This window comes from Vibrio sp. QJM3NY_26 (genome assembly GCF_057786005.1).
Genome location: NZ_CM173515.1, coordinates 1596336 through 1619557 on the forward strand (window position 1 = coordinate 1596336; position 23222 = coordinate 1619557).

The 23222-nt window shown below is 42.8% G+C and carries 22 protein-coding genes and 1 pseudogene; 17 read left to right on the forward strand and 6 right to left on the reverse strand.

Features of this window, described 5'->3' with window-relative positions; translation table 11 throughout:
• The 3 genes from AC3CH4_RS07160 to AC3CH4_RS07170 form a co-directional block, all read right to left on the reverse strand.
• On the reverse strand, positions 1-1806 hold the full coding sequence (locus tag AC3CH4_RS07160) for a DNA phosphorothioation system sulfurtransferase DndC (protein ID WP_488543551.1): 1806 nt from the start codon (positions 1804-1806) through the stop codon (positions 1-3).
• Positions 1803-2882: a DNA sulfur modification protein DndB gene (dndB, locus tag AC3CH4_RS07165; protein ID WP_017104390.1), complete on the reverse strand. Its 1080-nt coding sequence runs from the start codon at positions 2880-2882 to the stop codon at positions 1803-1805. Before dndB ends, AC3CH4_RS07160 begins: the two co-directional genes overlap by 4 nt.
• Before the next feature lie 184 nt (positions 2883-3066).
• Positions 3067-5094, reverse strand: coding sequence for a DNA phosphorothioation-associated putative methyltransferase (locus AC3CH4_RS07170; RefSeq protein WP_488543552.1), 2028 nt, complete (start codon positions 5092-5094; stop codon positions 3067-3069).
• A gap of 170 nt (positions 5095-5264) precedes the next feature.
• Here AC3CH4_RS07170 and AC3CH4_RS07175 point away from each other — a divergent pair, with 170 nt between their 5' ends.
• Positions 5265-6152 (forward strand): YeeE/YedE thiosulfate transporter family protein, encoded by an 888-nt coding sequence (locus AC3CH4_RS07175; RefSeq protein WP_488543553.1) that lies wholly within the window; start codon positions 5265-5267, stop codon positions 6150-6152.
• 374 nt (positions 6153-6526) lie between these two features.
• Here the strand turns inward: AC3CH4_RS07175 and AC3CH4_RS07180 are convergent.
• Positions 6527-6939, reverse strand: a pseudogene (locus AC3CH4_RS07180) (YybH family protein).
• A gap of 139 nt (positions 6940-7078) precedes the next feature.
• On the opposite strand from AC3CH4_RS07180, the gene AC3CH4_RS07185 reads away from it, so the two are divergent.
• On the forward strand, positions 7079-7402 hold the full coding sequence (locus AC3CH4_RS07185; RefSeq protein WP_054546414.1) for a winged helix-turn-helix transcriptional regulator: 324 nt from the start codon (positions 7079-7081) through the stop codon (positions 7400-7402).
• Between the two features lie 351 nt (positions 7403-7753).
• Here the strand turns inward: AC3CH4_RS07185 and AC3CH4_RS07190 are convergent, their stop codons facing one another.
• Positions 7754-8647: a LysR family transcriptional regulator gene (locus AC3CH4_RS07190; protein ID WP_004733957.1), complete on the reverse strand. Its 894-nt coding sequence runs from the start codon at positions 8645-8647 to the stop codon at positions 7754-7756.
• A gap of 417 nt (positions 8648-9064) precedes the next feature.
• On the opposite strand from AC3CH4_RS07190, the gene AC3CH4_RS07195 reads away from it, so the two are divergent.
• From AC3CH4_RS07195 to AC3CH4_RS07265, 15 genes are all read left to right on the forward strand, one after another.
• On the forward strand, positions 9065-9283 hold the full coding sequence (locus AC3CH4_RS07195) for a Flp family type IVb pilin (protein ID WP_488543554.1): 219 nt from the start codon (positions 9065-9067) through the stop codon (positions 9281-9283).
• 132 nt (positions 9284-9415) lie between these two features.
• Entirely contained in the window at positions 9416-9868 is a 453-nt protein-coding gene (locus AC3CH4_RS07200; RefSeq protein ID WP_488543555.1) for an A24 family peptidase, read from the forward strand.
• A gap of 21 nt (positions 9869-9889) precedes the next feature.
• On the forward strand, positions 9890-10714 hold the full coding sequence (gene cpaB / locus AC3CH4_RS07205; protein ID WP_488543556.1) for a Flp pilus assembly protein CpaB: 825 nt from the start codon (positions 9890-9892) through the stop codon (positions 10712-10714).
• On the forward strand, positions 10714-12084 hold the full coding sequence (locus AC3CH4_RS07210) for a type II and III secretion system protein family protein (RefSeq protein WP_488543627.1): 1371 nt from the start codon (positions 10714-10716) through the stop codon (positions 12082-12084). Before cpaB ends, AC3CH4_RS07210 begins: the two co-directional genes overlap by 1 nt.
• Entirely contained in the window at positions 12081-12560 is a 480-nt protein-coding gene (locus AC3CH4_RS07215; protein WP_102291574.1) for a hypothetical protein, read from the forward strand. Before AC3CH4_RS07210 ends, AC3CH4_RS07215 begins: the two co-directional genes overlap by 4 nt.
• Positions 12560-13801: a CpaE/TadZ family protein gene (locus AC3CH4_RS07220; RefSeq protein ID WP_488543557.1), complete on the forward strand. Its 1242-nt coding sequence runs from the start codon at positions 12560-12562 to the stop codon at positions 13799-13801. Before AC3CH4_RS07215 ends, AC3CH4_RS07220 begins: the two co-directional genes overlap by 1 nt.
• A complete protein-coding gene (locus AC3CH4_RS07225; protein WP_004733950.1) occupies positions 13798-15069 on the forward strand; it encodes a TadA family conjugal transfer-associated ATPase in 1272 nt (423 codons plus the stop codon). The genes AC3CH4_RS07220 and AC3CH4_RS07225 overlap by 4 nt, the downstream gene beginning before the upstream one ends.
• Position 15070: 1 nt before the next feature.
• Positions 15071-15973 carry a type II secretion system F family protein gene (locus AC3CH4_RS07230; RefSeq protein WP_017090273.1) on the forward strand — a complete coding sequence of 301 codons (903 nt, stop codon included), beginning with the start codon at positions 15071-15073 and terminating at the stop codon, positions 15971-15973.
• On the forward strand, positions 15970-16812 hold the full coding sequence (locus tag AC3CH4_RS07235) for a type II secretion system F family protein (protein ID WP_488518805.1): 843 nt from the start codon (positions 15970-15972) through the stop codon (positions 16810-16812). The genes AC3CH4_RS07230 and AC3CH4_RS07235 overlap by 4 nt, the downstream gene beginning before the upstream one ends.
• Positions 16813-16859: 47 nt before the next feature.
• A complete protein-coding gene (locus AC3CH4_RS07240) occupies positions 16860-17561 on the forward strand; it encodes a tetratricopeptide repeat protein (RefSeq protein ID WP_488543628.1) in 702 nt (233 codons plus the stop codon).
• Entirely contained in the window at positions 17548-18030 is a 483-nt protein-coding gene (locus tag AC3CH4_RS07245; RefSeq protein WP_428785610.1) for a TadE/TadG family type IV pilus assembly protein, read from the forward strand. The genes AC3CH4_RS07240 and AC3CH4_RS07245 overlap by 14 nt, the downstream gene beginning before the upstream one ends.
• The gene (tadF, locus tag AC3CH4_RS07250; protein WP_428785611.1) at positions 18017-18577 is read left to right on the forward strand and encodes a tight adherence pilus pseudopilin TadF; all 561 of its coding nucleotides are present in this window, start codon (positions 18017-18019) and stop codon (positions 18575-18577) included. Before AC3CH4_RS07245 ends, tadF begins: the two co-directional genes overlap by 14 nt.
• 10 nt (positions 18578-18587) lie before the next feature.
• Positions 18588-20144, forward strand: a complete 1557-nt coding sequence (locus AC3CH4_RS07255; RefSeq protein WP_488543629.1) for a TadE/TadG family type IV pilus assembly protein — start codon at positions 18588-18590, stop codon at positions 20142-20144.
• A gap of 8 nt (positions 20145-20152) precedes the next feature.
• Positions 20153-20791, forward strand: a complete 639-nt coding sequence (locus AC3CH4_RS07260; RefSeq protein WP_237290503.1) for an OmpA family protein — start codon at positions 20153-20155, stop codon at positions 20789-20791.
• A gap of 126 nt (positions 20792-20917) precedes the next feature.
• On the forward strand, positions 20918-21859 hold the full coding sequence (locus tag AC3CH4_RS07265) for a sensor domain-containing diguanylate cyclase (RefSeq protein WP_146454569.1): 942 nt from the start codon (positions 20918-20920) through the stop codon (positions 21857-21859).
• Positions 21860-21944: 85 nt separating this feature from the next.
• On the opposite strand, the gene AC3CH4_RS07270 is transcribed toward AC3CH4_RS07265, so the two are convergent.
• Positions 21945-23204: an adenylosuccinate synthase gene (locus AC3CH4_RS07270; RefSeq protein ID WP_102393905.1), complete on the reverse strand. Its 1260-nt coding sequence runs from the start codon at positions 23202-23204 to the stop codon at positions 21945-21947.
• Between the last annotated feature and the right edge of the window lie 18 nt (positions 23205-23222).

Below are 23222 nucleotides of genomic sequence, written 5' to 3' on the forward strand. Positions count from 1 at the left end.
TTAAAACTCTTTTAGTAGCTGCTTATCGATATCAATCAATTGTTGATTGTAACGGTCAATTTCTTGCTGGTGAATATCAAACTCTGCCTTGCTTTGTAGTGAGGCATGCTTTTGTTTGATCTCTTCAAGGCTTCCCCAGTCTTGTTTCAGTAGTGAAGCAATCTTATTGTTGATTCCGCTACGTCGACTTAGACCTTCCATTGAGACTTCAAGCTCAATTAGCTTCATTATCATTTCAGGTGCAATATCGAAATCTTCACTGAGCTCGTTGATAATTAAGGCATCATCTTTACCAAAACTTGCATTGTCGTCATAAACCCAATCCAGATCGTAGCCGTAAACCTCATTGAAAATAGTCGGTAGGGAGTCATCCCAGTCAGGCTCGTTTGGATCGTGGATCCATTCTTGGCGAATAGCATGTAACTCTGGAACTGTTATAAGCTCAATTTCACGACCTTCAGATTTGTATTTCTTATCGAGTTCCAACAATTCACGCAACCATTGGCGACGATATTTTAGCCAGTAAGGGCCGGGAATAAATCGGATTAAATGCCAAGCAAGCTCTGTAGGGTTCGGGTGTGCAGGGGTGCTTTTAACTAACTGATAGGAGTAGTGCTCAAGCAAGTGACCGTCTTGATACAGTCGAACCTGGGTTCCATCATCAGAAATTTCAAGGTGTTGGCCTTCGACAAGAGTAATGCTACTTTTTACATCCTCAAGAGTTTTTAGCTCGTTACCTTTGTATGATGCTTGGTTTGTCACTTTCCCGGTACGACGCTTAAAGTTTCGGTATTCATCCTTATTTTTTGGAATCCCCGTTTCAGCGAGCATATCTCTGAATTCTAATAAAGGTGACATCCAAGATTCACCGTTTTGAATCAAACTTTCCATAGCGCGGTCTTTAGTTACCACGGTACATGTCCAGCATCCAAAACGAGAATTACCACAAGACGGGGTGGTTTCGTCAATAACCATTGGGCATTCCCCCTGGCCTGAAGAGTCTTTATAAAGATTCCAAAGAACTAAGTTTTTCCCTCCCCAAGGGTTTTCCCACTCAAGATCGTACCGATTGCTCCAGATGTTTTTGATGCCATAAGGTGTTTTTTCGGTTGTTAGATGGCAGAGTCTTAATATTTTCCAAACGTCATCAACACCCCAAGTATCGATGGGTGTGAAGATAAACGCATTGGAAAGAGTTGTATGGCGGGCCAGACGAGAGCCGTCAATTTTATGCTTTGCAATTACTTGAGCACGAGAAGCACTTTCATCACTACGCGAACCTAAAACCACAATAACTTCATCAAACTGAGATACTTTAGATTTGATGAACTCACTGACAGGGTTTATTTTCATTCGCTCTGTACACCAGCGGAAAGAACGTGTGGGTGCAGGGTAACCTTTGCCTAATAGACTAGACCAAAAGGTTTGAGAATCTTCAGGGACAACTTTGTGACAAGTGATCGGCAGGTTATCTCGCTTGGCCCCTTTGCTAATAGAGTCTAAAGAATTGTTAATATGATTAACAACCACAGGGGTTTCGACAAGCGTATCGGAGGTCACAACAAAAACAGGTTTTGAGCGTTCTTCCTCTTTAAGGCCAAGTAGTGCTATATAGATCAAGGTCATTATTGCAGATGAGTCTTTACCTCCGCTGTAACCAATCACCCACGGTCTTTTATCTGCACAATAAACACGTTGTACGTCAGCAATATAGTGACTGAGTTTATTGTTTGCGAAATCTTCAGTGTTGATAAATTCTTGATATTCTTCGGCGAGATCTTCCGCCAATTGTAGCTCGTGTATCATGATAACTGCTTCTCTAGAGCTTTTTCTTCTGGGGTCAGTGGTAACCCAAGTTCAATTTTTAGTGCGTTGGCAGTTAGCTGAATATTCATTGTCGACTTACTCAGTTTGCCATGGTTCATACTGCGTTTTATCCATTCAGGATTGGTCTTTAGCCAGTCTACGTCAGCTAGTTTTTGTAATTTCTTTTTCCAATCTTTAGGCTCTTGGCACAGAAGGTGTTTTCCTAATACGCCAATTGCATGTAAACCAACACCGTGTGCATGCAAGTACTCTTGACGAAGTTGTGCTGGTGAAATTTCTTTATCGATAACTAGTTGCCAATCTTTGATGTACCGTGTCACTTCTTCCCAAAATTCCGCAGCTAATTTTTTTTCTTCTTCGGTAAAGCCGTCTTTTGGTCCTTTGCTTAAAAGTGCTCTAGTCGATTGCTTAATGCTACTTAAGGTAAAAAGCTTATTCGACTTAGGACTGATGTTGGATTTTTCCATTTCGGTTAGACCAACAAATGGCTTTATATTTTTTGCCAATTCCCTTGCTAGTTCTGAACTTTCATCACGATGATCGTACAACGTGCCCAACGATGGGCTTGGTTTAACCGCATATTTATTTAAGTCCGCGAACATTTGTTGGCTGCGGCCCAAACCTTCATCAATGAAAAACAAAACAGGGATATTGTCTTGGCCTAAATCAGGGTTTTCTCGAAGTGCTTCTTCAATCGCTTTGCGTCGGTGTTGCCCATCATTAATCAAAATTTGAGCATCCATAGGGATCTTAAGTGTTCCTAGATTTGGTGCTCCATCATGATCATCGAACGATATATCAACACCTACCGATGCGGTCAAAGCGGAGAAGACGTATTCTTTGGGATTGTCTAACAAGTATTTGACCATCTCAGGAATACGAGTTTTATTTAGGGTTCTTTGAGCTCTCAGCTCTGGTGGAACGTCATCTTCGTTGTAGCTGAAAATTTTAGGGATAATTCTAAGAGGGCAAGTCGCAATATAGAAGGGGCGTCCTGCTTGAATACCTCTGACGGCAGGGAAAGAGTAACAGTAGCCTGAATCCTGATTTAGCATATTAGCCTCTATGTATGTCATTTCAATATGACATACATATTAGTCGGTATGTTATTTTTTGACAAACTAAAGTTTGAGTTTGTTATGTTAGGGCTGGTTTTGTGCGATAAATAACATGAGTATGCCAAAATTAGCGTTGTATTTTACAGCGATGTAATTGAGATTTCCATGCTTTACCTAATTTTTATGAAGGTTTCTTCGTTACCAGATTGAAGCCTTTAATGTGCTTCTTGTGCTTACCCAGCAGCGCTTCAAACTCCGCTCTTTTCATTTGCGCTTCTTTATTGGAATCATAATCCATTAGCAACGCTAAACGCTGGTCAAAACTTTTCTGTTTTTTATACTTCTTATCGTCAGTTTGCATGTATAAGTGTTTGTTGAGTAGTGGCGGACTACGCTGTTCATTTACGTAATCGAAGAAGTCGATGTCTTGCTCAGCCATCTTGATTTTTATGCGCTCAGTTAAAAAGGGCACCGACTTTTCAAAGGCATCATAAGCGGCTAGGGTGAGTTTTCCTGATGTGATGTGAATCTTTATGAGATCAATTTCGTCACCTAGTTCGCCATATATTTGCAACCCTGAACCTACGTATACTCGTAGCAGTAGTGGTAAATCATCGATAAGGTCTCGATGTAGGATCAGTGAGTGCCCTTCGTTTAGCAGGCTTGCTGGTAGTTGACCGTGTGCTTTCTCGCATTGTTGATGAATTAAGTCGGTATCGGCAATCGCAAACAGTAATTCCGCAGCCAGGTTGATTGCGGTTTTGTAATCATCAAACAAGGCTTTGATGTCGCGCTTAAGGGGTTCTGGTTGCAGCGTATAGGGTTTTCTTTTCTCAAACAGTCCCATAGCAAAGTAGAGGAGAAGATCTTCTTTTCGGCTCTTTTCTGCTTGTTCAAATTCTTTGGTATCAAACATCTCTTGCAGTAAGTTAAAGGTTTTTCTGTGTGAGCCTATTAACTCAAGAATTTTGTCAGATTGCTCAAATTCATCATTGGCAGGAATACGCCCTAATTCTAAGCAGGTGTTCCAAAAGTCATTAAACAAGTCTTGATGTTGAGTAATAAGCAGTTTGGCTTTGTCTTTGGCTTCAATAGGCTCTGGTGACGTCAGTTGCTGCCATTTGTGGTGGCGTTTGTATTTACTTTGCAGGTACAGTTGCTCTTCCAATTTGTCTTTGAAGATATAGAAAATACCAGGTGCGACGGTAATGGCTTCTTCTTGTAAGCTTCTCTCTATGTACGCTTTGATCTCTGATTGCGCGTAGTATTTTTGGAAGGTGTTACGAGAGGTGATGACCCCATCTTTATAAGGTTTGAACTGAGCAATGTAGTTTTCGTTAGCCAGCATGACAGAAACCACTAGAAACTTGTCTGCTAGCTCCCATGCGTCTAGTAGGGCTTCGAGTCTGTCATCTTGATCTTCTATTACGTTAAGAACAAACCCTATGTTTACGATATCAGAACTGGATTTGTCGTTGTCGGGTTGAAAGTTCGGATCCCAACCCAGAGCATCGAGGCCATGTGCTTCGAGCTCTCTTAAATCGTCTCCGCGGCCACAGCCATAATCGAAAATTGAGTGTTCGCCTTTTAAGTAGCCATGTTTAACGAGAGTCTTCATTGGTGCGGAGAGTTCATGACGCACGATGGCGGTTCTGTACCTATCAATCCCGGTTTCTTCTCGCGTTGTTACAGAGAAGCATCGGAATAGTCGACCATCGACAAGCTCGTAACCATTGCGTGCTATTAGGTTTTCCCAAGAACGTTTAAAACCAATCAAACGGCTGTTTTCGTACAGGCCTGCATTCTCGCCTTCTTGTGTGAGTGAAACGAAATGTTCGTAATATTCACTTGTTGGTAAAACCATAGTCTCTTTTCTATGTAAGATCGGCGGGTTTTCAGATTCGCGATAACCTGTAATTTTGTGGCTTAGTTTAGAGAGGTCGACATTGAGGCTTTGTTCTAATTCGGGATAGGAATCAGTATAAAAATTAGGGTAGTGGAGAAGAGATAAACGGAACTCTTTTTTAAACAGCTTAACGAGGTTCCAGTTATCTTCATCTAAGTTAACGGCTTTTGCTACGGCAGGTATGAACTGTATCAGTGCATTAGGTAGCGCACTGAATGCATCTTTATGAAGGTAAATCGCATTGGGCAGTTGTTTGCCCATGTTAACCTCAGCCACTAATTTAGAGAATTGATTCACATCCATGTTAGTTGCTCTTTTTAATGTTTATTAGTTTAAAATACCGAATAGATGCTGTGTGCATTTGAGACATGTCAGTTGATGAGTTGTGAGTTCATGGCGAATTCTTCCAAGAATTGAAGATTCTTAACTATAGTGTTTAGTAATGTCTTTTCAATACCCCCTAAGGCACAACTATGTTGCTTCTATCACTTTTCTTCATCACGGTCATTGGTTTTCTAGCCCAAACTACCGGGCTTTGTATGGTGCGAGGAGTGAAAGAAGCGACAAGCGGAAAACCAGTATTTTTAATCTCAATTCTTTTAAGTGGGTCGTCTGTTTGGTTAGCAATAGCTATCGCATATTTTCTGGAGCAGCCTATTCGCTTGAATAGTAACTTTCCCACGATATTGACGGCTCTTGGAGGGTTTATTTTTGGTTTAGGTGCGGCATTCAATGGCGGGTGCGGAGTATCGACCATTAGTCGTTTTGCCCGAGGTCAGGTTATGATGGTAGCAACAATTCTAGGTTGGCTGGTGTCATGGCTTTTATTCGTTGATCTCTTTACTGATAGAGCAGGGAAGGCATATTTAATCTCCCCCGTTTTGCACATAATGATACTAATTGGTTTATCGGTAATACTACTTGTTGTTGCTTCAAAAAGTGATACTAAAACTCGTAAGCTTTGGTTGTCTATGCTGGGGATCGGTGTCATGGCAGGGCTAGTATTTATTTATGAACCTCATTGGACTCCCAGTGGGTTGTTAAAATCTGTCGGGCTATCTGTATGGAATGGAGCTGCTTGGCCAAGATCTGAAAGGTTCTACTTATTCTTTTTTCTTGTGCTTGGCATGGCCATAGCGGCTTTTGTAACGAAATCATTTAGGTTTGAATTTGTGTCATTGATTCAGCTAATTAAGCATTTCTTTTCAGGAACATTAATGGGATTGGGAGCAGTTATGGCCGGCGGCGGAAATGATTCACAGTTACTAGTCGCATTACCTGCGCTATCCGCTGCTGGTCTTGTGGCTACATTGAGTATTGTTATTGGTATTTTTATAGGATTGAAGTTTCAACGCAAATAGGTATCTTATTTTTGTCAGCCTTTTGGTCTTAGCGAGGTTTAATACAATACTTGATAGCTACAATTACAAGTGACTATTTAGTAGAAAAATTCTTTTGACTTTCAAGGTTCATGGGAACTTATCCTTCTTACATTGAGTCCGGTGATTAGTTTTTACTTAAGTAACACCTAAGGTAACACCTTTGAATTTTATTTTTATAATATTAATTTTAATCAAGCGGATAGGGTGGATAGTCGAGTCCAGTAGCGGCACCAAATTCGTTCTTTATGAACAAGCAAAAAAGCCCACCTAGTGTGGGCTTTTTTGTGTCTGTAATTTATTGCCTGCTAAGCTTTTAGACTTTGTTCATCAATGCTCTAAAGTGTGATGGTCACTTAAAATCCATTTGGGTTGTCAATAACGTATAGCCAGCCTCCATCTATATACTTCATAACTTCGAGAGCGGTTCCTTTGGGGCCTCCAACTACCTCCCAATTAGACCTTACAAGAGCCGTATCGCCGTTAATATGGATAGACACATCATGGGTGAGCATTTCGACGTCGCCTTGAAGGTAACTTTTCAATATAGGCTTAATAGCCTTTGGCCCTCTAGCAAGGTTACCCTGATTATCGAGGACGAATATGGCGTCTTGATGGAACAGAGTGCCTAGTCCGTCTATGTCTTGTTTTGAAAAGTATTCAGCGAAAAGTTGGTGTAGTTCTGTTGGTGACTGCGGTTTTTTGTAATCTGTTGATGCGTAAGAATAGAAGTTATTAAGTTTAAAACTACGAATAGAAGTATCTTCATGGAACCACCTGCTTGTTTGTGTTTTGGGTTGAAGCCATAATAGATAGGGTAGTTACCAAAAGAAATTAGCTACCTAAAAGTAACTAATTACCTTTAGGTAACTATCCAATTGTTACTATGGATAATCTAAGAGGTGGATATGAGTGAACAGGGTAAGCAACCTGAAGGTTACTGCAGCGCTGATAAATATTTGGCATTGATCTCTACTAAATGGACTGCTCACATAGTTTGGATCTTAGGTCAGAGTAGCGAAATACGTTTTGGACAAATTCAAAAGCAGTTGGCTCTAGTGTCCAGTAAAGTACTTAGTGAGCGGCTGAAGTTACTCAGCAAAGAAGGTTTCATTTGGCGCAGGCAAGAAGAAACCGTTCCAGTGACGGTATATTACGGTCTGACCAAAAAAGGAAAAGAGCTGGCGGATATTGTTGATATCATCGTGAAAAAATCGGATAGCTGGAATTAGTCTAACGTAATGGTTGTAAAGCTATTCTGATATTCAACGTCATTACTATGGTGGGTTTTTCTGTGTGCATGGTTTAGGCGGTTCTTTTCGATATTTAGTGACAAACGAAGTCATAGGTTAAATATCGAATACGTTTAATAGGTTAGTTTTTAATTAGATTTAATCACAAAAACATGTGAGGCTAAATAATGAAAAAATACCAGTGCATATGTTGGTTAATGCATGTCGGTCTTGGTATTAGTATTTCGTATGTTTATTTTAGATATATATTAGGATGAGTCATCGTATTGAAATATCACACTCGAAGCTGAAGCGTGCAATAGAGTGTGATTGTTAGATTTCAACAGAGTATTATTGAGTCAAATCAGCAACAAATGTTTGCTTGTAACTGGCAGTAGTTTGCAACTCTTTTTTGATCCATTGGTTGAACAAGCTAAAGTCAGAGTGTAATTGCCAGAAAAGGGATGCAATAACTCGCTTACCAAAAAAATCAGGGTGGTCTGTAACTACTTTAAGTTTACTATTTTCTACACTTCCCTCTATGAGAAATCCCGGTAAAAAAGCGATACCTTTTTGAGCCTTACATAGATCGATGATGGTTCCTAAGTCATCCAGTCGCCATAAGTTGTACGATGCTATGTTTGACAAGTTAAGCAGCTCTTCACAACCATCCATTAATAGAACTCGTTGTGATGGTGCTTGAGACTTAAAGGTTACCAGGTCTTCATGAGCCACCCACCAACAGTTGACGTGAAATAACTCCTCTATGTTGAAGTCGTAATTTGTCTTGTGATAGGGGTTACCTAAGGCTAAATCTATCTTCCCTTCATTTATATAGTTACCTAACACGAAACTTGGTTTAGTTACGACAAGTAAATCAACGTTAGGGAATGCTTCTGAAAACGCTAATAGTGTTTTCTTTACATTATTATTAAACACTAATGGGTCTATGCCTACCCGATAGACTATCTGATCAGATATATTCATTTGCTGTGCGATCGTGACTAGATCACGATATTTCGATACCACAGGTAAAGATAACTGGAATAGTCGTTTTCCCTTCTCTGTTAGCCAAACTTTAGAGTGTTCTCTATTAAATACATTGAAACCTAAATCGGATTCAAGATTTTGAACAGCCGTGCTAACGGTTGATTGTGACTTGCCAAGCTTGCGAGCAGCAGAGCTAAATGAACCTTCCTCAACTACCGCTATGAACGAAATGATATTTTCGAAATGTAGTTTCATGATTCGACTAACCTTTTGACACAAATAAATTATATTTTTTATGGTTTGTTGATTTGAAGAACAATAGCGTGATGATAATTGTATTTCAACAAGTTTTATAAGGAGTAATAAAACTGGGTAAATTAATTCTTAGATTGGTTCCAAAGCTTATATAAAGTTTAGATAAGTTAAAATATTGACCAATGTCTTACTTTTTCAAGTTTATAAATTTTATTTAATATTGTCTTGTGAAGTTGATCTTATATGTAACTCATTGTTAATTATAGTTTTTGTTTTTAATTCCTTTGTTTTTAATGTGTTTATTTTGATCATTTTTCGTCCGGCCTATTGATTAAGTCGATAGGGGTTATTTTCCATAGATTGGTGGTGCTAATTATAATGGCGACGAATTTTCAACAGCCCTTATAGGAAGAAATAATGATTACTAAGCTATACGTTAAAACAAACATGTTTTTATCACAATTCAAGAACGATGAGCGCGGAGTAACTGCAATTGAATATGGTCTAATCGGTGTTGCGATGGCTGTATTAGTCAGTGTGGCTGTGGGTAGTGGTGGCTTCATCACTGAATTAGGAAAAGCATTTGATACGATTGCTACAACGATAGCGACTGCTGGTACCGCCCCTAAGCCATAGTTCTCTATGTAAAAATATCAAAATGTATTTGTGCCAGACCTATGTTTTCATTGGTCTGGCATGTATTAATTGGTAATACCAATTAATACATGCTTACGTCAATCCATTTAAATTTAGGCAATATTTCCGATTTTGAGTTTTGAAGTATATTTACTGCTTTTGGCAATTGTGTGTGTCTATGTATCGGTTACCGATTTTTTCTATCGCAAGATACAAAATCACGCATTGTTGATATTACTCTTTTTGCAATGTTTTCTGTCACCATTAGACATTCAAATTATGAGCTTTTTACTGGTGTTAGGGGGAGGGCTGATTGTTTACGCCCTGATTTGGATTGGAGCCGGTGATATTAAATATACCGCAGTTCTATCACTTACTATACCTCTCAACGATTTGCTTTGGGCGTTTGTTATGACGGCTTTTGCTGGCGGTTTTTTAGCCGTAATTTATCTTGTAAAGAACAAGCTGATAAGTAAAAAGCGAACAAGAAAAACGTCGAACGACCAACAAGGTATTCCATATGGGATAGCAATTAGCGTTGGATTCTACTTGGCAATTTTAGCTCAAAACACGCCACATATATAAACCTCCAAGAATGAGAACATTATGAGATCTCGACTGGTATTACTTGTTGCCATTGCTGCCCTAATAGTTGGCGCGCTAGGCGTTGTCGATTTGTTGAAGAGTGAACGTCAACCGACAACGACCGCTGAAGTGGTGGAAGAAAAAAATGAAGAGCATGTTGCCGTTTGGATGACCACGGAACCTTATGAAAAAGGACGTGCGATTGATGCGCAAGGTGTCGTAAAACAACAACTCCCTCTTAGTGAAGCATTAACGCTTGGTGTTAGAGAAGACGCACAAATCAGCTTTTCACCCTCCATTTTGCTCAATCGCAGTCTTATCGCAGGTGAGGTTGTGCTACCTGAATATCAAGTGACGCCTGGCCAGCCCGGATACATCGACCTTTTGATCACGGAAGGCATGACGTTATACCCACTTAAAGTCAGTGACAAAAACCTAATCAACGATTATATCCGCCCAGGAACGTCCATCGATGTCCTCACTGTAAGTTCTCCAAACGATAACTTAGCTGGAAACATCGATAAGCCGAAGCGTTTTAGAGGGGTAAAGGCGTCAATGTTTCTTAAAAACGTCAAAGTACTCAACATTGGAAATGACGCAACTGGCGACAGTTCTATTACCGCTCGCGCTCCGAGTAAAGAGGATGGGCTGACTACGGTGGTCATCGAAGTTAGCCCCGACGAGTTACCAAAACTTGCGCTAGCACAACGAACAATGCACATCGAAATTTACCGAAGCCAAACCTACACGCAACCCGAGTTCGCGGAGGTGCGCAATATTATCGATAACTATACCGGGATTGCTGAGTTACGCGGTAACGAGAACAACCCGAGAGAGGCGTTGTAATTATGATTCATGATCGAATCAAGCAAGCACTGCGTGTTTCCATTCTAGCGCCGCTGATTAGCTTACTTTCTATAACGAACGCTTTTGCCGCCGATCGCTCCATCACGCTTAACGATGGTCAGCACATCCAGCTAAAAAGTCCGATTGGCCAAGTGTTTATTAATAACCCTGACATCGTCGACTACAAAATAATCAACGACAACACACTTGTTGTGTTCGCCAATGCTATTGGGCAATCACGACTGATCGTCTATGGCATTGATGATGATGTTCTGCTTTCCGACCGCATTATTGTTGATTTGGATTTAACTGATATTAGACGCCAAATTAAATTCCATTTCCCTGATGCCAAAGTCAAAGTTCAGTCTGTGGGAGAGCAAGTCGCCGTGAGTGGTCTTGTTGATTCCGAAGCGACTCGTGACGATATCTATCGTTTGGTTGCCACTCTACTTGGACGGGAAAAAACAGAGAAATGGGACAAAACGGTGAAATTGGAGTTTAAGTCCGACAACTCAAATTATGAAGAGCCCGAAAGTATGGTGTTTGCCCGCAACATGACGTGGGAAGGGATCATCGAACGTATTGAAGTCGCAACGACCCAACAAGTGAACGTCAAAATATCAGTGGCTCAAGTCACCGAATCATTTGGACAAACTGTTGGTGTTGATTGGAGCTCCGTCGGTTCAAGTGTTGGCGAATTTGTTTTCGACCAGTTCGATGCGGCAAACCTCAGCACGTTAATCACTGCATTAGGTAATGATCAAATTGCTGAGGTTCTGGCTGAGCCCAACCTAACCGTGCTATCCGGTGAGTCAGCAAGTTTCCTTGTGGGCGGCGAAGTGCCCGTTATCGTTACTACCAGTAACAATGTGAACATTTCCTTCAAAGAGTTCGGCATTAAACTCGATCTCACCGCGAAAGTGCTTAGCCAAGACAGAATCCGCATGCAATTAGCGCCAGAAGTCAGCGAAGTTGAAGGCTATGTCGAAACGGCGGGAATCAAAGTCCCGCAACTGGCTTCACGACGTGCGATGACAACCGTTGAGTTAGCCGATGGCGACAGCTTCGTGCTAGGTGGCTTGATGAGCAGTGCCGATTTGGAAAAAATGCAAAAAATCCCTTTTGTTGGTGATATTCCAGTACTCGGTGCCGCCTTCCGCAAAGCAACCACAGAAAGAAAACGAACTGAATTGATCATCGTTGCCACTGTGAATCTTGTTGAACCGATGAAACCGAAAGACATCCAACTGCCTTACATCAAGAAGACTTCCACGTTGGCGCGTTGGCTAAACATTAAATGGGATGGTAAGTCGGTGACATCTTCCGATGCAACGATTCGTCTGTTGTCGCAAGGAGGATTTATCCAATGAAGAAATTACTATTAATGGCGTTATTTACCACGTCACTTTTAGGCTGCGCCTCTGAGCAATATTTTGTTGGTCATGGTGCTGAAGCCTTGGTGTACAAAGAGCACCACAGCTTCGAGTTTGCGATGAAAAACCGTACTGAAACCACTAAGCAAATTACCGCCTTGATTCAAGATATTGAATCAACGGACAAAGAAGCCACTTATGTCGTGGATTACAAATCAACCCGCAGCAAACAGATGTTGCAAGAGATCTTCGATCAATATCCGTCACATGTCATCGCGCCACAAAGAGTCTCGTATCGAAGCGCTCAGTTGTTACCGAGCGACTTAAAGATTCAGGTGACATTAACGCGTTTGAAGACTCAAGAATGCGCACCAGCACAGATTCACGTTCGGTTGAGGCAGCCAGACTGCTTTGCTGAATCGATGCGCTTGAAGCAAGTGGCTTACAAGTCTCGATTGGTAGGAGAACAATAATGTTTGACCTGACTAAAGCATTAACAACAAAGGCCAAGCCAGCTCAGACCGGAACGACAGGTGTTGCCGGATGTACTTTGTTCTATCAATCTCAAGAGTGTTTAGACCTTGTTCAAGAAGTCTTTCGATTTGAAGGGTGGAATGATCCTGCATGCGTTAGAGCCAAAGCCGGCTTGACCAAGCTGACAGAACAACAAAGTAGCCACATCGTGATTCTAGAGCTTAATGAATCGACCAATGTTGTTGAAGACGCTAAATCTTTTGCCAGCAAGCTACCCACGCATAAAGGGGTGGTTGTGATTGGTAAAGAGGATGCGATTTCTACGCTTCGTTCGCTTAAAGATATGGGTTTTTACTACGTGTTCTGGCCAGTGAATAAGCAGGAATTTGCTGACTTCTTGAACCACGTTAGTAAGAACCTTAAGACTTTCTCTGGTGTGAGCCAAAAACGTAAAGCGAAGCGCGTGGCTATTGTCGGTTCAAAAGGCGGCGTGGGTGCATCGTTTCTATCAACCGAGTTGAGCTCACTATTATCGACGCAAGGTTCGGACACGATTCTCGTCGATCATCAATATGCGGATACCAACCTTGATGTCTTGCTCGGCCTAAAAGACTTTAAGCCGAGAACCATTGACGAGTTCACCGCACCATTGCATGAAATGGATGAAGAGGGGGCGTTGAGTTACCTAATCAATGCTCGCAAGAATTTACGTCTGTTAGCGATTGATGGCGACATGAGTCAAACCGATGTTCTTAATTACAACCAAACCTTGTGTGACCTGTTAGCGCGCAACACCAATTTCATTATTGAAGACTTTTCGGGTGGTGTGGATTTCAAAGTTGAACCTCAACTCTTGGTAGAAAACTTTGATGTGGTTGTGTTGGTGTTAGACGCATCTGTGTCTTCAGTAAGAAGTGCAAAACGACTGTATGAAAAAGTCTCCAACTTACAGCTTTCGTTATCGTCGCGTACTCGCGTGATTACGGTGGTGAACTACCATCGCCCGGAAAACGCTTACGTCTTACAAAAGCCTGATCTTATTAAGTATCTAGGCGCAGAAGTCGATCTCGAAGTCGACTACTGCAAAGCGCTGGCGCACATCATTATCGATGGAAAACGCGGGCATAAGCATGACCGTCACATTAGTCGTTCTATGGAACAGTTGGTGAAGCTGATTAATGGTCAACCTATGGATCAGAAGGGCATGAACTCTTGGTTGAAAAAGGTGCGTGCTAAATGAGTTCTAACAAAGACTTATACCTCGCGTTTCGTGGCCAGATATTTGAAGCCCTAGATGCAGAAGCGGTTCAGAAAATGAGCCGCAGAGATCTTGAATCCCAAATACAAGCGGCGGTTGATTTGCTAGCAAATAGCTACCAAAGACCAATCACCTCGATGATGAAGTCAGGCTTGGTGAAAAGCCTGATTGATGAACTGTTTGGCTTGGGTCCTTTACAGCCCTTGGTCGAAGATCAGTCCATTTCTGACATCATGGTGAACGGACCCAACAACATCTTTTTCGAACGACACGGTAAGGTGAAAAAGTCCGAAGTCTCGTTTGTGAATGAGGAACAGTTGTTAGCCATTGCTAAGCGTATTGCCTCACGTGTCGGAAGACGTGTCGATGAACTTTCGCCGACGGTCGACGCCAGGTTAGAAGACGGCAGCCGTGTGAACATCGTGATTCCTCCCATTTCGTTGGATGGTACTTCGATCTCTATTCGTAAGTTCAGAGAGCAGAACATCGGCTTTGAAGATTTGATTGGCTTCGGTTCTATGTCTCCAGACATGGCGCGAGTGTTGATGATCGCTTCTCGCTGTCGAATCAATGTGTTGATTTCTGGCGGTACCGGCTCAGGTAAAACCACGCTGCTCAACGCATTATCTCAATACATTGCCGAAGATGAACGTATTGTCACCATTGAAGATGCGGCTGAACTGCGCCTGCAACAACCCAATTTAGTTCGACTCGAAACACGTACCTCGAGTGTTGAACAAACTGGAGCGGTGACTCAGCGTGAGTTAGTGATCAATGCACTTCGTATGCGTCCAGACCGCATTATTCTTGGTGAGTGTCGTGGCTCTGAAGCGTTCGAAATGTTGCAAGCCATGAACACCGGACACGACGGTTCGATGTCTACATTGCACGCCAACACGCCGCGTGATGCGATTGCTCGTGTTGAATCGATGGTGATGATGGCGAACCTAAATCAGCCTCTTGACGCGATTAGAAGAACGATCGTGAGTGCCGTTCAAATGATTGTTCAGGTTAACAGGTTGCGCGATGGGTCTCGTAAGATCACAAGCATCTCGGAAATCGTCGGCCTAGAAGGCGATAGCGTAGTAATGGAAGAGATCTACCGTTTTCGTTATGACGACGCGCATTATGGAGAAACCGTAAAAGGCGAATTCGTCACCGACGGCATTATGCAGCGATCTGAGCTTGTGAAAAAAGCGCAATTCTTCGGGCTCTACGAAGAGCTGAAAGCATCGTTTAAGGGGGCCTAGCATGCTTTGGCTTTCGTTAATCCTCTTTGCGTTTGTGCTGCTTTTGATCCGAGATTCAAAGGTAAAAAAGGTCAATCAGTTTTTCAATATTGAAGAAGTAGAAGCGGAAAACTTCAATGCCATTAACGTCAAGTCTTTGGTTCGTAAGCAAAACTGGCAAAAGTTCAAAGAGTCCATATCACCCACGTTAATGGTGTTAGGCCCGCGTTCTTCTCTTTACATTGCGCTCTATATTACGGGCAGCATAATCGCATCTTGGTACATCGTTGTTGAATTGCTATCAATCACCAATACGTGGTTAGTGCTGGGCTCATCTATGGTATTTACCCTATGTGGTTATCGGTTCCTGGTCACAAGAAGACGTCGCGAATTTGAGAATACGTTCCCAGATGCGTTGAACATTCTAATGAGTGCGGTAACGGCAGGTGACAGCTTAATGCAAGCCATCAGTTATGTAGGCGATGTGATGCACAACCCGATAGGCCGCGAATTTAAGCTAATGGGCGATCGTCTTAAGTTGGGTGAGTCACCAGAAGTGGTGCTTCAACGATCGTGCAAAAACTACCCCTACCCAGAGTTTCTATTCTTTACCGTGACTATCAGGGCGAATATAGCTCGAGGTGGGCAACTTAAGGGCGTGATGGCGCGGCTGATTAGAGTGCTGGTGGATTCTAGAACACTAGAGAAAAAGAAAATGGCGATGACTTCAGAAGCCCGAATCTCTGCCAAAATTGTTGCAGCGATCCCTTTGATTTTTATGCTCATTCTTAACTACGTCAATCCAGATAATGTGGAGTTTGTTCTCTATGACCCTGAAGGAAGGTTGGTACTGTTTTACGTCTTGGGTAGTGAGCTTTTTGGTTTATTCCTTGTTTGGTTATTAGTGAGAGGAGTACGCGCATGATGTTACTGGCTTCCCTTATTGTGTTGTTTTTTTCGCTACTCTTTTTGATTATCGATTCTATTCGTAAAGAGCAACGACATAAGAAGGTTGCACTCTATATTGGGGATAATTCGGCTCGTGCGCCTTCGCGCGTAAATCGCTTTTTTGTTCGTTTTGGTAAAGAACATCGCCATGAACTCGAGCAAAAAATGATAGAGGCGGGTTATTACAACACGGATTGGGCCAAATTCTATTTTCCGGCCAAGTTGTTGGTATTAGCGTTGGTTTCTGGCTTGGTCTTGTTGGGAGATATGACGTCAACCAACAAACTGATCGTGGTTATTTTCTCGCTGATTGGTGTCATTGTCGTCCCAGATACAATGCTTCAAATGCGCCGCAAGATGTTGATCAGTAGAACCTCAGCTCAACTGCCGTATTTGCTCGATATGATGTCGGTATGTGTTCAAACCGGTATGACGATTGAAGCGGCCTTGGTTTATTTGGGGAAAGAGCTGGCTGAATTTGACTCAGACCTTTGCTACCAGATTAAGCGCACATCCGATTCTGCAAAAATACACGGTTTGGAAAAGGCGCTCAATGACCTGAGTGAGCGTATCCCAACACCTCCAGTACGAAGCTTTGTACTGACCATCATCCAAAACCTCCAATACGGTACATCCGTGGCTCAGGTGTTAAGTGATCTCGCAGAGGACATGCGAAAAGTCCAAATTCTTACGGTCGAGGAAAAGGTAGGTAAGCTCTCTGCGAAGATGAGTGTCCCATTGATCCTCTTCATCATGTTCCCGATCGTTATCTTGATTCTCGCGCCGAGCATCATGCAAATGACATTGAATATATAGGGAGACGACGAGTGATTGGAAAACGTTTTTGTCTCATTTTGTTGTCGATGAGTGTGTTAGCGGGCTGTCAATCGGCCCCCTCACCACAAGACCTACAGCTTGCTGACGTTACTAGCATGGAAAAAGTGAAGAACTATGACGGCTTGATTAGTTATTACAAAGCTGAGTTAGAGCAAGGCTCCGAAGACCCAGAGGTAAAAGAGAAACTGGCGTGGGCATATTTCAACAAAGGGGATATCGAATCGGCAGACTTCTATGTTCAACACTTGCAAAAAGAGGGTGTTGAAAACCCCAATTTGTACCAGTTAGAAGGACAAGTGTTTGATGCTAAAAATGACGTTGAAAGAGCCATTGCCGCTTATCTAGCCTCTATCGACGTGGGAAATACAACGGGTCAAATTCACGTCTTGCTCGGCGTGTCATACACAAAAGTGGGAAGATTTAATGAAGCTTACCGAGAACTGAATCGAGCCCGATTACGCGGTTACGACGATGTTGTTGTTAAGAACAACATTGCGATGATTCAAATGGCCAATGGCGAGTACCAACAGGCGATCGAAACGTTAGCTCCGGTTTTAAAAGAAGACCCAGCGAATAAGATCGTTAAAGCGAACCTAGCTATCGCACTAATGAAAACCCAGCAAATTGACTCGGCCAAAAAGTTACTTAAAGGAGATTTTTCAGCGGAAGAGATCCAGAGCATCGCCGTTGAATTAACTCAATTAGGAGTTAATGATGAAGCTTCTTAATAAGCAGAAGGGCGTGACAGCGATTGAGTTTGTGTTGGGTGCGCTTGTTCTGTTTTTTGCCACCTTTGCGATCTTCGAATCGAGTTACCAAATCTACGTTGTGAACATGACCGAGTATTCGCTGAGAGAAACCATCAGGAATACCAAGATATATGAAGGCGAAGGGATCAACGAGCAGTACGAAACTAAGTTCAAATCGTTAATCGAAGATGATGACAATCTATGGAGTTTCTTAATTGATAGCTCAAGGTTTTCTATCGCAGGTCAGTACTTCAAAACTTATGACGATTTCATCGCGAATAGGGGACATTCTGATCAAGGCTTGAACTTCAATTACGACTTAGCCGAGATCACCGTGACCTACCGTTATACCCCAGTCATTAAACTGGCCGGCGCTGCGGATAGGGACATTTCAAGCACTATGGTTTTGAACTTAGAACACGAGGGGTGGAAAGATGATACGCCGTAAACAACGTGTGTCTTACGCGATTTGCCAGCAAGGTTCATTTACCGTTGAATTGCTGTTCATTCTTGTGGCCTTGTGGGGCGTTTATCTGTTTGGGGCAGACTTGAGTCATCAACTACTCGTGCGTGCCAAGCTCGATCGATCCAGCTTTGCTTTAGTGAATGTGATCAAAGAGCGTACTCGTTATTTTGATGCCGACGTGCTGGCAGGACAAAACCTACCCGTAACTAATTCAGAGTTAGAAGGCATGGCTAAAGTGGCAAGTCGCATGCTCAATACACCAGTCGATAACGTGGCGATCAAGATAGAGTCATTGATCAATAAAGTTAATGTCGCCGAATTCTCAACCAGCAAGTACCGAAGCTTAAATTGCCAAACCGATTCGATTCTCACGCATGCGGATCTAGCTCCAGTAGAAAAGGGCGTTGTGTATCCATTGTACCGAATCAGTCTTTGTGAAGAGCAAAGCTCTTGGTTCAAGCCCTTCTTCAACAGTGGTACCAGCACCACGGTTAAGATTGGCTCTTCTTCAATCATGCCTGGGAGATAATGAAATGAAAATGCAGCACGACCGTCATATCAATCGCCAGCATCTCAGTCTCCAAAGACAGCAAGGGGTTGCCGCGGTTTGGATGGGTTTATTGCTTGTGCCAATCATGGGCATGACCTTTTGGGCGGTTGAAGGCACACGTTATGTTCAAGAGACTAGCCGATTACGAGATTCAGCAGAGGCTGCGGCGATAGCGGTAACCATTGAAGATCAACCGGATCAGGCTCGTGGGCTCGCGACCAAGTATGTCGAAAACTACGTGCGGGACATCAAATCAACCAACCTTTCTGCCGACCGGTTCCACCAAGCGGAAGACGAGGGCACTGGGGTTCTTGAATACATCCAATACACAGTGAATGCCAAGACGACGCACGACTCTTGGTTCGCGAGTAGCTTTATCCCTTCGTTTGATCAGCAGCAAGACTTAGCGGGACGCTCGTTAGCGAGGAAGTACCCTGTTTATCTTGGTGACAACAACATCGATATTGTTTTTGTGTCGGACTTTTCCGGTTCAATGAATGAAAGGTGGGGTTCAAGTCGACACATAAAAATCGACGATCTAAAGACAGCCATCGATGAAATATCCAGCAAAATTCTTTGCACATCGATTAAACAGGACTACGTCGATGGAGAGTGGAAATACGTTTGTGATGAGCCCGGAGAAGATACAACCGGAGACAAGCTGCTTAATCGAGTTGGCTTTGTGCCTTTTAACGTTCGAACTAGGGAGATCGTCTCAGGAAATCAAGCTCGGGCGACAAGCCAGTTGAGTTATAAAGATAACTATAAAACGAACGTATCACCTTATTCCTACAACGATGTTAACTGGGATTACTGGCGTACCTACTCGCAAAATGAGGTGATCAACTGTGCGAACTGGCAATCATATTGTCCCAATCCAAAATCGGACAATCGACGGTACGCCAAACGCATTCAGGATGTGATTTATCAAGATAATTACTTGGTTGCCGATGTCTACAACTACGTTGATTTCCCGAGTTCAGTATCGACGATGTTTACTGATAAGTCGGGGTTACAGCCTGATTTTTATAGTGTGAGTGGAACAAGTTTATTTAACGCGCATGGTTCTTCCAATTCATCGCAGTTTTCTAACATTCAACTATCGAACAAGCTTTCAGACTTGAATCCGATTAATTCGATGTGGGCAGACGGTGGCACTGCGGCTTTTCAAGGTATTTTGAGAGGTTCTCAGGTGCTTCATGACGGTGACCCGAACAGTTCCGATCAAGAAGAACAACAAGTCTACAACAAGAAAATCAAGATGCTGCTGATCTTAAGCGATGGGCAGGAGAGTCCGAATAACGGCATCCTCAAAGGGTTAGTCGACAGAGGCATGTGTAACAAAGCAAGAGAGGAAATACCAGGCTTATACATAGGTGTTATTGGTATCGATTTTCGAGCATCTCAACAAAGTGGTTTTCAAGACTGCGTTGTCGACCCAAATGAAGACATCATCGACGTATCTAACTTAGATGAATTGATTGAAAAGATAGAAGAACTCATCCGTAAAGGCTCAAAAACAAGCGGAATCACTAAGTTGTATTAGAGGAAAATATGAAAAAGTTAATGATCAGTTCAATCGTCCTATCGACATTGCAACTTAGTTTTATCGCTCATGCGGAAGAAGGTATCAGTGTTTATTGCGACACCGCATTCAGTGAATATCAACATAGTGTAAGAGTCGATAATGTCGTCGGCATTGCACAACACAGACAGGGCTTTCTACAAATAGAGCAGCCGTCTGACAGCAGTGAGCTAAAACAAGCGTTAGCAGGTCAATCCAATCTCGGTATGAACCAATCAGGTTGTAAGACTTGGATTAGTAACCAAGAGCGTCAAGGGTTGCTCGCTCGCCTTCATTTTGGTTTCGACCAACACAACTTAACACCAATGGGCAGCAAAGCATTGAGCCAACTAGCTGGCGAATTAAAGACTAACGGCAGTGCGATTACAGTGGATGGACACACTGACAGCACTGGCGAAGCAGGTTATAACCAAGCATTGGGGCTCCAAAGAGCGCTGACTACGTCGAATGGTTTAATCGCGGATGGTGTAGAGAAGAATCGCCTTGTTATACGCTCATTTGGTGAAAGTAAACCTATTGCGTCCAACGCAACGTCAGAGGGTAGAGCCAAGAATAGACGTTCAGAAATTTGGGCCTCTGCGAATGATGCTTCCGAACTAGAAAACTAGGATGTAGGGCTTGGTTGTTACTTTGTCGTAATAACCACCCTAAGCTATCGCTCTTGGAATTTTTGTTACAACGTATACTAATGAATATTCAATTAAGTTTAACTATCTGATACTAAAGAAATATTAATGCTTTTTGATAAGTTCTCTTCTGAAGGGATGCAAAAAAATATCGATGTCGATACTTGGGTATCTATATTGGATAACATACGAGACATCATGGACGCATCGAATGCGGGCATCATCATGATCTCTGATTTGAGTTGCTCTGGTTCTGAGAGCGTGTGGAGCTCCTCAAACATATCGTGTAACCAACATAAGAGCAAAATTAGCCTCTTTTGTGAGTATGTGCATAACGAAAATCGCACGGTTTATTTGAGTGGTCATGCTGGTGGTGATTCCGTTTCTGCGAATGGGGCGGATGCCTATAAGTCGTTTTGCGGCGTCCCGGTAAGAGATATCGATGGCGAAGTGTTTGCGGTGCTCTTGGTTTTTGATTTAAGCCCAACAGCGTATACCGAGAGCCAAGTTAGCTTGATTGAAAACATATCGACTCTATTGCGTTCTGAAATTCTATTAAAAGAAGAGAGCCGGATTTTATACAAAAACAGTCACTTTGATATCATGACAACGCTGCTTAATCGAAGGGGCTTCTTCCATGAATTCAACAAAGCAAACATCAGCGATGGAGAGATCGTTTGTTTGTATTTCGACTTGGATAATTTGAAGTACATCAATGATACTTATGGCCACTTCAAAGGTGATGACTATATCTCTGGCTTTGCGTCATGCATAAAAAACAATGCAAAGTACAACATCATATCGGCTAGGGTCGGTGGTGATGAGTTCATCGTCGTCATACATTCAGAAGAGGCTGGTTATGTTTCTGAGTTGATCAATAAAATCCACACTGAATTTCATGACTTCATTGAAAGCTTTCGTTGTGATGATGAGGTGCAACTCGGTTTTTCATATGGTTGTGGTATCGCTGACTCTCGCAGTTTCAACATCATAAATCTAATAAAGTCTTCCGATGAAAACATGTACCTCAATAAGAAAAACAAGATTTAGATGTTCGTGACGGGCGTAAAAAAGCCCACTAGTGTGGGCTTAGATGTAGATGTAGATGTAGATGTGGGTCTAATAGTCTTCTAAACTAAGCTCGAATGATCATTTGTTCGCGCTCTGGACCTACTGATACCATCACGATTGGCACGCCCATCAACTCTTCGATGCGAGTTACGTAATCTTGTGCCGCTTGAGGAAGGCTTTCAAACGTGCGACAACCAGTGATGTCTTCATCCCAACCTGCCATATCTTCATAAACAGGTTTTAGCTCAGCCGTTTGTGGCCAAATCGGGTTCTCAGTGTGTTCACCTGAGTAAGCCGTACAGATCTTAAGTTCAGATAGACCAGATAGGCAATCAATCTTAGTTAGTGCGATTTCAGTCGCGGCTTGCAGGTCAACACCGTTGCGAGTAGCTACTGCATCAAAGTAACCCATATCACGCGGACGACCCGTGGTTGCACCGTATTCGTTAGAGCTTTCGCGGAAGCTGTCTTGCTCTTCCATTGCCGTCACTAGCGTGCCAGTACCTACTGACGAGCTGAACGATTTAGCAACAGCAATAATGCGTTCAGGGCGAAGGGCTGGTAAACCACTACCAATGCCAGCATAAGCAGCCGTTACGTTTGAAGATGTCGTCCACGGGTATTCGCCATAAACTAGATCACGACCTGCACCTAGCTGAGCTTCAAACAGTAGGTTCGCGTCTTGCGATTGCAGTGCTTTTAGAGGCTCAGTTACGTTGCAGATGAACGGGCGCCAAGCTTTAGTTACTTCAAGTAGCCATTCTGTCATTTCAGAAGCAGTCTGAGAGAAGTCACATTGAGGGTATAGCGCTTTAAGTTGAGGCATCTTCCAATCAAGTAGGAATTGAATGCGTTGCTCTAAAATTTCAGGTTGATTCAACCAACCGACAAGAATGCCTTTCTTCATCACGCGATCTCCGTATGCTGGTGCAATACCTTGACGTGTTGAACCGTAAGCGCCGTCACCCAAACGCTCTTCTTCAAGGGTATCTTCAAGGGCGTGTAAAGGTAGGCACAGTGTCGCACGATCTGAGATCGCCATTTTCACTTTGATGCCAGCCTCTTGAACTTCTGCAATCTCTTGAGTCAGCGCAGCAGGGCTGATCACCATGCCTGGGCCAAGAACCGCTGTACAGTCAGGATTAAAAATACCACTAGGTAGTTGGTGCAGTTTGAATGTACCGAAGTCATTTACCACAGTATGACCTGCATTGTTTCCGCCTTGAAAACGAATGCTAGCAGAAGCTTGGTCTGCTAAAAAATCGACGATGCGGCCTTTGCCTTCATCACCCCAGTTTGCGCCCACAACAACGATAGATGGCATAATTTTTCTCCTAACTGA